Source organism: Streptomyces sp. NBC_00285 (genome assembly GCF_036174265.1).
Classification (GTDB): domain Bacteria; phylum Actinomycetota; class Actinomycetes; order Streptomycetales; family Streptomycetaceae; genus Streptomyces.
On the sequence record NZ_CP108055.1, the window covers coordinates 7,159,164 to 7,171,942 of the forward strand.

The 12,779-nt window shown below is 69.1% G+C and carries 11 protein-coding genes; 6 read left to right on the forward strand and 5 right to left on the reverse strand.

Features of this window, described 5'->3' with window-relative positions:
- Positions 1-61: 61 nt before the first annotated feature.
- The gene (locus OHT57_RS33240) at positions 62-826 is read right to left on the reverse strand and encodes a GntR family transcriptional regulator (RefSeq protein WP_328750414.1); all 765 of its coding nucleotides are present in this window, start codon (positions 824-826) and stop codon (positions 62-64) included.
- Positions 827-1,133: 307 nt separating this feature from the next.
- On the opposite strand from OHT57_RS33240, the gene OHT57_RS33245 reads away from it, so the two are divergent.
- The 4 genes from OHT57_RS33245 (at position 1,134) to OHT57_RS33260 (ending at position 5,886) form a co-directional block, all read left to right on the forward strand.
- Positions 1,134-2,417 carry an extracellular solute-binding protein gene (locus tag OHT57_RS33245; protein WP_328750415.1) on the forward strand — a complete coding sequence of 428 codons (1,284 nt, stop codon included), beginning with the start codon at positions 1,134-1,136 and terminating at the stop codon, positions 2,415-2,417.
- A gap of 141 nt (positions 2,418-2,558) precedes the next feature.
- A complete protein-coding gene (locus tag OHT57_RS33250; protein ID WP_328750416.1) occupies positions 2,559-3,539 on the forward strand; it encodes a carbohydrate ABC transporter permease in 981 nt (326 codons plus the stop codon).
- Positions 3,536-4,378: a carbohydrate ABC transporter permease gene (locus OHT57_RS33255; RefSeq protein ID WP_328750417.1), complete on the forward strand. Its 843-nt coding sequence runs from the start codon at positions 3,536-3,538 to the stop codon at positions 4,376-4,378. The genes OHT57_RS33250 and OHT57_RS33255 overlap by 4 nt, the downstream gene beginning before the upstream one ends.
- Before the next feature lie 8 nt (positions 4,379-4,386).
- Complete coding sequence (locus tag OHT57_RS33260; protein WP_328750418.1) at positions 4,387-5,886, forward strand: glycoside hydrolase family 3 protein; 1,500 nt, start codon at positions 4,387-4,389, stop codon at positions 5,884-5,886.
- Between the two features lie 70 nt (positions 5,887-5,956).
- On the opposite strand, the gene nagB is transcribed toward OHT57_RS33260, so the two are convergent.
- Entirely contained in the window at positions 5,957-6,742 is a 786-nt protein-coding gene (gene nagB / locus OHT57_RS33265; RefSeq protein WP_328750419.1) for a glucosamine-6-phosphate deaminase, read from the reverse strand.
- A 609-nt stretch (positions 6,743-7,351) separates the two neighbouring features.
- Between nagB and OHT57_RS33270 the strand changes: the two genes are divergently transcribed.
- Positions 7,352-8,818, forward strand: coding sequence for a sensor histidine kinase (locus tag OHT57_RS33270; protein ID WP_328753400.1), 1,467 nt, complete (start codon positions 7,352-7,354; stop codon positions 8,816-8,818).
- 204 nt (positions 8,819-9,022) lie between these two features.
- Here OHT57_RS33270 and OHT57_RS33275 read toward each other — a convergent pair whose 3' ends face one another.
- Positions 9,023-9,280, reverse strand: a complete 258-nt coding sequence (locus OHT57_RS33275) for a WhiB family transcriptional regulator (protein ID WP_006142322.1) — start codon at positions 9,278-9,280, stop codon at positions 9,023-9,025.
- Positions 9,281-9,601: 321 nt separating this feature from the next.
- A complete protein-coding gene (locus tag OHT57_RS33280) occupies positions 9,602-10,570 on the reverse strand; it encodes a diacylglycerol/lipid kinase family protein (protein ID WP_328750420.1) in 969 nt (322 codons plus the stop codon).
- 168 nt (positions 10,571-10,738) lie between these two features.
- Here OHT57_RS33280 and OHT57_RS33285 point away from each other — a divergent pair, with 168 nt between their 5' ends.
- Positions 10,739-11,188, forward strand: coding sequence for a hypothetical protein (locus OHT57_RS33285; protein WP_328750421.1), 450 nt, complete (start codon positions 10,739-10,741; stop codon positions 11,186-11,188).
- Positions 11,189-11,609: 421 nt separating this feature from the next.
- On the opposite strand, the gene OHT57_RS33290 is transcribed toward OHT57_RS33285, so the two are convergent.
- Positions 11,610-12,764, reverse strand: coding sequence for an RNA polymerase sigma factor SigF (locus OHT57_RS33290; protein WP_328750422.1), 1,155 nt, complete (start codon positions 12,762-12,764; stop codon positions 11,610-11,612).
- Between the last annotated feature and the right edge of the window lie 15 nt (positions 12,765-12,779).

The following is a 12,779-nucleotide window of genomic DNA, read 5'->3' on the forward strand; positions in this document are numbered from 1 at the left end:
CGAAAGACCTCGTCCGCGTATCGGCATGTCGATTCTGTGAAACACCCGGGGAGAGGGGTGGTCAGTCCAGCGGTCGCTTCAGTCGCGCCACGAACTTGTACCGGTCCCCGCGGTACACCGACCGCACCCACTCCACCGGTTCGCCCTTCCTGTCGAACGAGTGCCGGGACAGCATCAGCATCGGCAGGCCCACGTCGGTACCGAGGAGACCGGCCTCGCGCGGGGTGGCCAGGGAGGTCTCGATGGTCTCCTCGGCCTCGGCGAGATGGACGTCGTAGACCTCGGCGAGCGCCGTGTACAGGGACGTGTACTTGACCAGCGACCTGCGCAGGGCCGGGAAGCGCTTGGCGGAGAGGTGCGTCGTCTCGATGGCCATCGGCTCGGCGTTGGCCATGCGCAGCCGCTCGATGCGCAGCACCCGGCCGCCGGCCGTGATGTCGAGGAGCTCGGCGAGGCGGTCGTCGGCGGTGATGTAGCCGATGTCGAGCAGCTGCGAGGTGGGTTCGAGACCCTGCGCGCGCATGTCCTCCGTGTAGGAGGTGAGTTGCAGCGCCTGCGAGACCTTCGGCTTGGCGACGAACGTGCCCTTGCCCTGGATGCGTTCCAGACGCCCCTCGACCACCAGCTCCTGCAGTGCCTGGCGCACGGTGGTGCGGGAGGTGTCGAACTCGGCGGCGAGGGTGCGCTCGGGCGGTACCGGCGTGCCGGGCGACTGGGTCTCCGTCATGTCGAGCAGGTGCTTCTTCAGGCGGTAGTACTTGGGCACGCGCGCGGTCCGGACGCCTGCCCCGCCCTCGGTCTCCGCACTGCTGACGTCGCTGCTCATGGTCTGCCTTCCCGGCTCCGGATGCGGGTCACATCGTGATCCCTTCTGTATACCGTCGCCGCCTCTTTTGGTCTAGTCCACAAAGGTGAGTGGTCTAGCGGACGAGACTACTCCGGCCCGGCTCTTTTCGCTGGCTTCTTACTTAAAGGTTCCTGCATATGTAGCTCGCATAACAGCTGGTCAGAGCCGTTTCGAACCCTCTTGACAGGCTTCGTGGTCTGGTCCAAGCTCCCCCTACTGGTCTACACCATTGGTCCAGGTCCCGGCCCATGGGCGGGAGGTGTGGGGCATCCCTGAGGAGGGTGGCGTGAAGCGCAAGCTGATATTCGCGATCGGTGTCGCGGGCATGATGGTCTCGGTCGCCGCGTGTGGCGGCGGCGACAGCGGAAGTTCGGACAACAGCGGTGCGGACGCCAAGGAGCTGACCGTCTGGCTCACCGTCGACGCCCAGAACAACTGGCCCGGGCTGGTGAAGGCCGCGGACGCCGCGGTGGCGAAGAAGCACCCCGGCATCAAGATCAAGCACGAGTACTACGGCTGGCCCGACAAGAACACCAAGCTCGACGCGGTCCTCGCGACCGACAAGGCCCCCGACGTGGTCGAGATGGGCAACACCGAGATGCTGGGCTACATGGTCAAGGGCGCCTTCGCCCCCCTCGACGCCTCCCAGTTCACCAACTCGGACGCCTGGCTGGACGGCCTCAAGGCCTCGGTGACCTACGGCGGCAAGACCTACGGCGTGCCGTACTACGCCGGTGGCCGCGTCGCCAACTGGCGCAAGGACCTCTTCGCCTCGGCGGGCGTCAAGTCCACGCCGAAGACGTACGCCGAACTCACCGCCGCCCTCGACAAGGTCCAGAACAAGGAGGGCGACAAGTTCTCCGCCTGGTACCAGCCCACCCGCGACTGGTACGCGGCCATGTCCTTCGTCTACGACGCCGGCGGCTCCATCGCCACCGAGTCGGGCGGCCAGTGGAAGGGCAGCCTCTCCTCGCCCGCGTCCATCAAGGGCCTCACCGAGTTCAAGAACGTCATCGACAAATACATGCACGGTGACAAGACCAAGGACGAGTCCGACCGTTACATCGTCTACGGCCAGGGCAAGTCCGGCATGATCTTCGCCCCCGCGTGGGAGGGCGCGACCGCCGCGACGAAGGAGAACGACAAGACCGGCAAGCTCGCCGGCCATGTCGAGAACTTCGTGATGCCCGGCCCGTCCGGCAAGAACATGCCCGTCTTCCTGGGCGGCTCGGACCTCGCCGTCCCGGTCAAGTCCAAGGCCCAGGCGGTCGCCGCCGAGTGGATCAACGCCTTCACCGGCCCAGCCGGCCAGAAGGGCCTGATCGCCAAGGGCAACCTGCCCAACAACAAGACCGACCTCGCCACCCTGAAGAACGACCCGGCGACCGCGGTCCCGGCCACCGCGGCCGAGTCCAACTGGTTCGTCCCGATGGCGCCCGGCTGGGGCCAGGTCGAGAAGGCACAGGTCCTGCAGACCATGCTGCAGAACATCGGCACGGGCAAGAAGTCGGTGGAGGCGGCGGCCAAGCAGGCCGACGCGGCGATCGACAAGGTCATCAACACCAAGTGACCCACGGCAGGGCCCCGTTGAAACCGACGGGGCCCTGCTTCCCGTACCGCCTGTTTCCGCACCACCCGTGCGGGTCCCGACTCCGCACGACCGTGCGGGCTTCGCTTCCGTACGACCAGAAGGATCGCTGAGGAGCGCGCGATGAGTGCCGCAGACACGACCACCCCCGCCAAGGCGCCGCCGCCGACAGCCGTACCGCCGCCGCCCCCGCCCGCGCCGCAGAGCAGAAAGCGCGGCTTCAGCGGCACTCCCTGGCTGCTGCTCGCCCCCTGTCTGCTCGTCCTCGCCCTGGTCATGGGCTATCCGCTGGTTCGCCTGGTCACGCTGTCCTTCCAGAAGTTCGGCCAGTCCCAGCTGTGGGGCTTCCTGCCCGCCCAGTGGGTCGGCTTCGACAACTTCACGGGCGTGCTGAACGACGGCGAGTTCTGGGCGGTCGTCGTACGGACCATCGTCTTCGCGGCCGGCTGCGTGATCTTCACGATGGTCGGCGGCATGCTCGTCGCGCTGCTGCTCCAGAGGGTCTCCGGCTGGGTGAAGACCCTGATCAACGTGGCACTCGTGGCCAGCTGGGGAATGCCGATCATCGTCGCCACCACCGTCTTCAAGTGGCTGTTCGACGCGGACTACGGCGTCCTCAACGCGCTGCTGAGCAAACTGCCCGGGGTCGACATGATCGGTCACAACTGGTTCGCGAGCGGACCCCAGGGCCTGGCCGTGATCATGCTCCTGGTGGTCTGGGGTGCCGTGCCCTTCGTCGTGATCACTCTCAGCGCCGGCCTCACCCAGGTTCCGGCCGAACTGGAGGAGGCGGCCCGGCTGGACGGCGCGGGCGCCTGGGGCGTCTTCCGGTACGTCACCCTGCCGATCCTCAAACCGATCATCGTGATGCTCACGACCCTCTCCGTCATCTGGGACATGGGCGTCTTCCCTCAGGTCTTCGTCATGCGAAACGGCCACCCGGAAGCGGAGTTCCAGCTCCTGACCACCTACTCCTACGACCGGGCCTTCGTGGTCAACGACTACGGACAGGGCTCGGCGATCGCCCTCATCACCGTGCTGCTGCTGCTCGGTGTGGTCGCCGTCTATATGCGCCAGATGCTGAAGATCGGAGAGGTCGAATGAGCACGCTCGCTCCCGGGACGCCCCGCAGGTCGAGGGCCGGCTGGAACCTCCTCGGTCTCCTCGTCTTCCTCGCCGCCGGTTTCCCCGTCTACTGGATGGTGAACACGGCGTTCAAGCCCGCCAAGGACGCCATCGACCCGGACCCGAGCCTGCTGCCGACCGGCCTCACGCTCGACAACTTCCGGCGCGCGCTGGCCATCGCCGACTTCTGGGGCCCGGTCGGCCGCAGCCTCATCGTGTCCCTGTTGGTCGTGGCGATCGGCATCGTGGTGGGCACGCTGGCCGCGCTCGCCATCTCCCGCTTCGACTTCCGCGGCCGGAAGGTCGTGATCGTGACCATCCTCGCGGTCCAGATGGTCCCCCTGGTCGCGATGATCATCCCGGTCTTCCTGCTGCTCAACGACCTCGACCAGTACGACAAACTGTCGGGCCTGATCATCACGTACCTGACCTTCATCCTGCCCTTCACGGTGTGGACGCTGCGCGGCTTCATCGTCAACATCCCGAAGGAACTGGAGGAGGCGGCGATGGTGGACGGCTGCTCCCGCACCAGTGCCTTCATCCGTGTGGTCTTCCCGCTGCTCGCCCCCGGCATGGTCGCCACCTCGGTCTACGGTTTCATCCTGGCCTGGAACGAGTACCTGTACGCCCTCATGCTGCTCAGCCAGGAACACCAGACCGCGACCGTCTGGCTCGGCAACTTCACCACCAAACACGGCACCGAATACGCCCCGATGATGGCCGGCTCCACCATGATGGCCGTGCCGATCGTGATCCTCTTCCTCCTCGTCCAGCGCAAGATGGCCGCGGGCCTCACCGCGGGCGCCGTGAAGGGATAACGCCCCCGATGACGACAATCGCCAGCGGTACCGACAGGCTCACGCGGGACGCCCTGACCGTCCTCCAGCCCGGCTTCACCGGCACCACCGCCCCCGACTGGCTGCTGCGGCGCCTCGGTGAAGGGCTCGCCTCGGTCGGCCTGTTCGGCCGCAACATCGCCTCACCCGAGCAACTGAGCGTCCTGACGGCACAGTTGCGCGCCGAACGCGACGACGTCCTGGTCGCGATCGACGAGGAGGGCGGCGACGTCACCCGTCTGGAGGTGCGGACCGGTTCGTCCTTCCCCGGCAACCACGCCCTGGGCGCGGTGGACGACGTGGAACTGACCAGGCAGGTGGCCGCCGAGCTGGGGCGCCGTCTCGCGGCCTGCGGGGTCAACCTCAACTGGGCCCCGTCGGCCGACGTGAACTCCAACCCGACCAACCCGGTCATCGGTGTCCGCTCCTTCGGCGCCTCCACCGAACTGGTCGCCCGCCACACCGCCGCCTACGTCACCGGCCTGCAGTCCGCGGGCGTGGCGGCCTGCACCAAGCACTTCCCGGGCCACGGCGACACCGCCGTCGACTCCCACCACGCGCTCCCACGCATTGACGTGGACGCGTCCCTGCTCGGATCGCGGGAACTCTCCCCGTTCCGCGCGGCCATCGCCGCCGGCACCCGCGCCGTGATGACCGCCCACATCCTGGTCCCGGCCCTGGACCCGGACCGCCCGGCGACGCTGTCCCACGGTGTCCTGACCGACCTGCTCCGCGGCGAACTTGGCTACACCGGCCTCATCGTCACCGACGGTATGGAGATGCAGGCCATCGCCGGGACCTACGGCATCGAGCGCGGCAGTGTCCTGGCCGTGGCCGCCGGCGCCGACGCGATCTGTGTGGGCGGCGGCCTGGCCGACGACGAGACGGTACGGCGCCTGCGGGACGCCCTGGTCTCGGCGGTCCGCTCCGGTGAACTCCCCGAGGAGCGCCTGGCCGACGCCGCCGAACGGGTCCGTCTCCTGGCCCGCTGGACGTCGGCGGGCGCGACCGATCCGGGGACTCCTGCCGACGAGGAGGTGGGACTGCGCGCGGCACGGCGGGCGCTGCGGATCACCGGCGCGAACAGCAGCGGCACCGACGGCTTCACCCCGCTCACCGCGCCGCCCTATGTCGCCGCCTTCACCCCCATCGCCAACTTCGCCGTCGGTGACGAGACCCCCTGGGGTGTCGCCGCCGAACTCGCCCGTCTGCTCCCGGGCACGGAGACGGGCACCTTCGCGGGGGACACCGCGGGCCTCGCGACCCTGGCCGCGGCCGGTCCCCGGCGCATCGTGGCCGTGGTCCGCGACGAGCACCGCCACCCCTGGATGGCGGCCGCCCTGGACACCGTCCTCAGAACCCGCCCCGACACGGTCGTGGTCGAGATGGGTCTGCCCCAGGCACCCCCGCGCGGCGCGCTCCACATCGCCACCCACGGCGCGGCCCGGGTGTGCGGCAGGGCGGCGGCGGAGATCATCACCGGGAAGTAGGCCCTGCCCGTCGCGGTGCGGGTCGTACGCGACACGTCGCGCACGATCCGCAATGCGGCATGGATCTGGCCTAGATCCCCTGCCAGTCGGGCTTGTTGACGAACGTGTACCGGAAGTAGTCGGCCAGCTTCAGCTTGGACGCGGCTCCCTCGTCGACGACCACCGTGGCATGCGGGTGCAGCTGAAGCGCCGACGCGGGACACACCGCTGCGACCGGACCCTCGACCGTCGCCGCGACCGCGTCGGCCTTCCCCTCGCCTGTGGCGAGGAGCACCAGATGCCTGGCTTCCAGGATCGTGCCGATCCCCTGCGTGATCACGTGATGCGGTACCTGCTCGATGTCCCCGTCGAAGAACCGCGCGTTGTCCACCCGGGTCTGCTCCGTCAGCGTCTTGATCCGCGTCCGCGAGGCCAGCGAGGAACAGGGCTCGTTGAACCCGATGTGCCCGTCCGTCCCGATCCCCAGCAACTGCAGGTCCACGCCCCCGGCCGACGCCAGCGCCGCGTCGTACGCCGCGCACGCGCCGGGGATGTCCTGTGCCGTCCCGTCCGGGCCCATGAACGCGGCCATGCGTATCCCCAGCGGCTCCAGCACCTCGCGCCGCAGCACCGACCGGTACGACTCCGGATGCTCGGCAGGCAGCCCGACGTATTCGTCGAGCTGGGCTATCCGAGCCCGCTGCGCCGACACGGCGCCGGACCGCACCTTCGCCGCCAGCGCTTCGTAGACGGGCAGCGGGGTCGAACCGGTCGCCACGCCGAGCAGGGCGTCGGGCCTGTGTCGGAGCAGTTGGGCGATGGCCTCGGCGATGAGCTCGCCACCCGCCTTGGCGTCCGGAACGATGACAACTTCCACGCTGCGCCTGCCGATCTGAGGAAACGGTCCGATCTGGAGAAACGGTCTCAACCAGAGGGGCTTGACCGGACCCGGTGCGGCCCATGTGGTTTAGACCAATCTAACAGAATCGGGTGCCTCGGCCCAGGGTCGGGAAAGCCATCCATCGAGAACGTGACCGAGGAGGTCCAGCCCCTCCTGGGATCATCGCCCGCGAGGGTGGCGGAAATTGCCGGGGAGATCCGGCCCCGCACATGAACCCACACGCGTTAGGCTGCGTGGTGGTTGTCAGAGCGTTCGAACGGTCGACTCCCGCGAGGGAAAGCGCCAACAACAAACAGGCTCCAACGCATGGACACACCTAGTGGTCTAGTCCACAATTGAAGCGTGACTTCCGTCTTCCCCGCACAGGAAGACGGATCGAGGACCCGGAGCTCTCTGCCCTGACTGCCCCGGATCCTCATCCTTCGGCCGACCGGGACCGCACACCCCACGGCCGATGTTGCTCCGGGCTGCGGTGCCGGGAAGGCTGAGGGTCCTTCCCAGGCGCCGCGGCCCGCGGGTGTCTTCAGGGCACGGCGTATTTAGGCCGCTCACATACCGCCAGGTACGCTCGCACCCGTGCCCTCCATGAACGAACTGGTCCGCCAGCACACCGCCCTCGACGACTCCGACCTCGAGTGGCTCCATCTGCTGGTCTCGGAGTGGCAGCTGCTCTCCGACCTCTCCTTCGCCGACCTCGTCCTGTGGGTCCCCACCCACGACGGCACCCGCTATGTCTCCGTGGCCCAGATGCGGCCCAACACGGGCCCCACCTCCTACCAGGACGACATGGTCGGCCACCTCGTCCCACGCGGCCGCCGCCCCCTGCTGGACGCCGCGCTCGACGAGGGCCGGATCGTGCGCGAGGGCGACCCGGAGTGGCGCGAGGAGGTCCCCGTCCGGGTCGAGTCGATCCCGGTACGACGGGAGGGGCGCGTCCTCGGTGTCATCGCGCGCAACACCAACCTCCTGACCGTGCGCACCCCGAGCCGCCTCGAACTGACGTATCTGCAGAGCGCCTCGGACCTGGCGCAGATGATCGCGGCCGGTTCCTTCCCGTTCCCGAACCAGCAGATGGACATGGACGCGGCCCCCCGCGTCGGCGACGGTCTGATCCGCCTCGACGCGGACGGCATCGTCCAGTACGCCTCCCCGAACGCCCTGTCGGCCTACCACCGCATGGGCCTCGCCTCCGACCTCGTCGGCCAGCACCTCGGCAGGACCACCGCCGAACTCGCCCCGACCCGGGGGCCGGTGGACGAGGCGCTCGCCAAGGTCGCCAGCGGCTGGGCGCCCCGCGAGTTCGAGGTCGAGGCCCGCGACGGGGTCATCCAGTTCCGGGCGATCCCGCTCAAGCCCAAGGGCACCCGCATCGGTTCGCTGGTCCTGCTACGGGACGTGACCGAACTGCGCCGTCGCGAGCGCGAGTTGATGACCAAGGACGCGACCATCCGGGAGATCCACCACCGGGTGAAGAACAACCTCCAGACAGTGGCGGCCCTGCTCCGGCTCCAGGCCCGGCGCATCGAGTCCGACCGCGGCCGTGAGGCCCTCGAAGAAGCGGTGCGCCGCGTCGGTTCGATCGCGATCGTGCACGAGACGCTGTCTCAGAACCTGGACGAGCGCGTGGAGTTCGACGAGATCGCCGACCGTGTCCTCGCGATGGTCGCGGAGATCTCGCCGGGCAAGGTCGCCGGCCGCCGCAGCGGCCGCTTCGGCATTCTGGACGCCGAGGTCGCCACTCCGCTGTCGATGGTCCTCACCGAGATCCTCCAGAACGCCCTGGAGCACGGCTTCCGCGAGGGCGACACCGGCACGGTCGAGGTCTCCGCGGTCCGCGGCGGCACCACCAAGGAGGCCCGTCTCCTCGTCACCGTCCAGGACGACGGCGTCGGCCTGCCCGAGGGCTTCGACCCGCACACCGGGGGCAACCTCGGTCTGCAGATCGTACGGACCCTGGTGGAGGGCGAGTTGGGCGGCACGTTCGACATGGTCCCGGCGCCGGAGGGCGGGACCCGGGTGATCCTCGATGTGCCGGTGCGGGCCAACAAGTAAGGCCCGTACGCGACGCGGTATCCCAGCGCCGCATGCGGGGCCGGTGGACAGCAAAAAGCCCCGGACCGTTCAGGGGTCCGGGGCTCACATGCTCGTTGCCAGCGTTTGCTGCGCATCGGGGGGTACTGCGCGCTGCGGCTCGGGGGCGGGAGAAGCGTACGCGGTGTACGCGCCGCCAAGCTCAGGCTGTTTTAGGGGCGGGTGTCAGGCAGAAGCCTGACGTGCCCGGTTGCGGGCGGCACGGCGCTTCATGGCGCGACGCTCGTCCTCGCTGAGACCACCCCAGACGCCGGAGTCCTGGCCGGACTCGAGCGCCCACTGCAGACACTGGTCCATTACGGGACAGCGACGGCAGACGGCCTTGGCTTCCTCGATCTGCAGCAGCGCAGGACCGGTGTTGCCGATGGGGAAGAAGAGCTCGGGGTCTTCCTCGCGGCAAACGGCGTTGTGACGCCAGTCCATGGCTGCTACCTCTCCTTGGTATTACGTGCAAGTTGCTTGTGAATGTGAACGCTTTCACGAATCCCTCAACAAGTGAAGGGCCGTCCACCGAGTCTCGCCCGGTGTGGTCCTGTGGATTGAAGAGGGGTTCCGGTGGCCTGTGGACGCTGGTGTTGCGGGCTGTCCCGACCGCCACGTAGAGACTCGCAAACCTCAGCGGCGGATACAACCCCTTCCGGAAAGTTTTTTTTGATTCCTCGGTGTCGACTAGGTCACAGCCGTACTTCCATGGGGTGGACCCTGGTCTAAACGTTCGAGTGAAAGGACTTTAGCCTCTTCTGCTCACACAATCACACGCAGTGCACGGCGTACGCCTGTGAACGTCACGCTCGTTCGCAGCCCGAGGTGGTCGCCGTCCATCTGGAGGGGCAGAGGCACCTTCGAATGCAAGGTGAACTGGTCCAGGTCGTGCAGGGACACAGCGTGCTTGCCATGGGGGCCGCGTTCGGGGGACGAAGTGAGCAATTGGGTGCCATACCGGGCGATTGCGGGCGTCGTCATACGGCTGAGACCGAGTACGTCGAGGCCTTTATCGAACGAAGCCTTAGGCGACGCGTACATCGGGTGATTGCCCAGGAAGGTCCACGGAGAGGTGTTCGAGATTATGGAAAGGACCAGATCGGTCACCGGCACTGCATCCGGACGTTCCAGGGTGATCGTGCCGTGGCGGCGATGGGCCTCGCCGAAGAACTGACGCAGAGCCTGGCGGACGTAGAGAGCGTGTGTGGATTTCCTGCCCCGCTCGCGCTGTTGCTCCACCCGTCCCACCACGCCGGCGTCGAATCCGAGACCCGCGTTGAAGGTGAACCAGCGTCCAGGCACGGCCTCGTCCTCGGTGCCGGGTGTGCCCGTGGTCAGCCCCAGGCCGACCGTACGCTCGCGGCCCTCGCGCAGAGCGTCGAGGAGGGCGCCGGTGGACTCCACGGCGTCGTTGGGCAGACCGAGGGCGCGGGCGAAGACGTTGGTGGAGCCACCGGGGACGACGGCGAGACCGGGAAGGCGCTCGGGGTCGGGGCCGGCGTGCAGGAGGCCGTTGACGACCTCGTTGACGGTGCCGTCGCCGCCCAGGGCCACGACCAGGTCGATGTCCTTGCTCTCCGCCGCCTGCCGGCCCAGGTCGCGCGCGTGGCCGCGGTACTCGGTGGTGACCGCTTCCAACTTCATCTCGCTCGCGAGCGCGTGGATCAGGACATCGCGCGTACGTGCGCTTGTGGTGGTTGCCGCCGGATTGACCACGAGAAGTGCACGCATGGGTTGCAGCGTACCTACTGGGTGGTACCGGGCACAGGCCGAGGTAGGGATCACGTAAGACTCGGCACGTGAACCTTGCCACGGGGGCGTGGGGCAACCTCGGCGCGGTGCCGTGCGTTGCCCGCTCCTCACAGTGGGGCCAGGCAGGGCCGGGGCTACTCTTCAGACGTGAGCAGCGAGCAGATCCCCGCCGTCCCCGAAACCGCCGGTCCCCGCCCGCGGCGCCTGACGTACGCCGCCGCCTTGGCGGCGCTGGAAGGCCTCGCGCTCGTCGTGGGAGGCGCCTGGATGCTCGTCGAGGGCCTGGCCGGCGACCCGGACGACCGGCGGTCCGCCGTCACCGGGGGCATCACCCTGATCGTCCTCGCACTGCTGCCGCTGCTCGCCGCGCGGGGGCTGCTGGCCCGGCGGAGCTGGAGCAGGGGCCCGGCAGTCATCACGCAGATCATGGCCCTGCCCGTCGCCTACAACCTGCTCCGGGCCGACAGTGTGGCGATCCCGGCGGGCATCGCCCTCGCGGTCGTCGCGGTGGCCGCGCTGGTCCTGCTGGTCAACCCGGCGACGACCCAGGCCCTCGGCATCAGGGGCCCGGGCCGCGCACAGGACGGCGAGCAGTAGCCGTCGAGGCCCAGCCGTTGGCGGTATCGGGGCCTACGGGTGACGGCAGGTCTGTGGCCGGTAGCCGGGGTCGCTCGCTGTCGCTGAACCCCACGGGCCGGGAGCCGCATGAGCGGCGGCGGGCAGTAACCGTCGAAGCCGAGCCATTGGGGGCATCAGGGCCCTACGGGGTCGACGACTGGTCTGTGGCCGGGGGTCGGGGATTCTCCTGGCGCCGAACCGCGCGGCGGCGGCCGGCGACCGCTGGGCCGACCCGCAGGTCGGCCGTAACGCCGCGGACCGGGTGGCCGTGCCGGAAACGCCGTCGGTGAGACGTGGGCCGGAAGTCGTGACCGCCGCTTCCGGCCTGTCCTTCGAGCTCGGCCCGGGGCCGAGCTCCGGTCGTGGACCCTGGGCCCGTCGCTCGAATCGGAGCGGAGGCCTACTCCTCCACCAGCAGCTTCTCCCGCAGCTGGGCGAGCGTGCGGGCCAGCAGGCGCGAGACGTGCATCTGGGAGATGCCGACCTCCTGCGCGATCTGCGACTGGGTCATGTTCCCGAAGAAGCGGAGCAGAAGGATTCGCTTCTCGCGGGGCGGAAGGTCCTCCAGGAGCGGCTTCAGGGACTCCCGGTACTCGACGCCCTCCAGCGCCTCGTCCTCGGAGCCGAGGGTGTCCGCGACCGCCGGGGACTCGTCGTCCGTGTCGGGGACGTCCAGGGACAGCGTGGAGTACGCGTTGGCGGACTCCAGGCCCTCCAGGACCTCCTCCTCCGAGATGCCCAGTTTCTCGGCCAGTTCATGGACCGTGGGGGAGCGGCCGTGCAGTTGCGAGAGCTCCGCGGTCGCCGTGGTGAGCGAGAGGCGCAGCTCCTGGAGGCGCCGGGGTACCCGCACCGCCCAGCCCTTGTCGCGGAAGTGGCGCTTGATCTCGCCGACGACCGTGGGCGTCGCGTAGGTCGAGAACTCGACGCCGCGCTCCGGGTCGAAGCGGTCGACCGACTTGATCAGGCCGATGGTGGCGACCTGGGTCAGATCGTCCAACGGCTCACCGCGGTTGCGGAAGCGGCGCGCAAGGTGCTCGACGAGCGGCAGGTGCATCCGGACCAGCCGGTTGCGCAGCTCCGCGTATTCCGGGCCGCCGGCGTCCAGCGTGCGCAGCTCGATGAACAGGGCGCGAGCCCCGCTGCGGTCGTGCGGATCGTGCCGCGGGGCCGGCCGCGGGGCCGGCGTGTTGTTCGCGCCCGCCGCGCTGCCCTCTGCGTTTCGCTCGTGCTCGCTCATCGTCCCGCCCGTCGCCCTTCCACGAGCCGTCGCCCCCGTCCGGGCCGGGAAGGCCCCGGTCCGAACTGCCGGAGGCGCGCCCTGCACGGCACCTTCCCGATCACGCTGCCCGTCGTCCAGGAAGCCGGCCGCCGTCGTGTCGCCGGCGTCCTCCTCCGGGTGCGGCCTGGCCTGCTCGGGGATGCCGTCGATGCCGTCCGCCATGCGCCGGGAACCGCCGAGTCCGTCGGCGCCCAGGCTGTCGGCGCCGCTCGGGCAGGGAGGGCGTCCCCCCTCGGCCGGCAGCTCCCGTGTGCCGCGCTCTTCGTCCCGCACCGGCCCGTCCCCGTT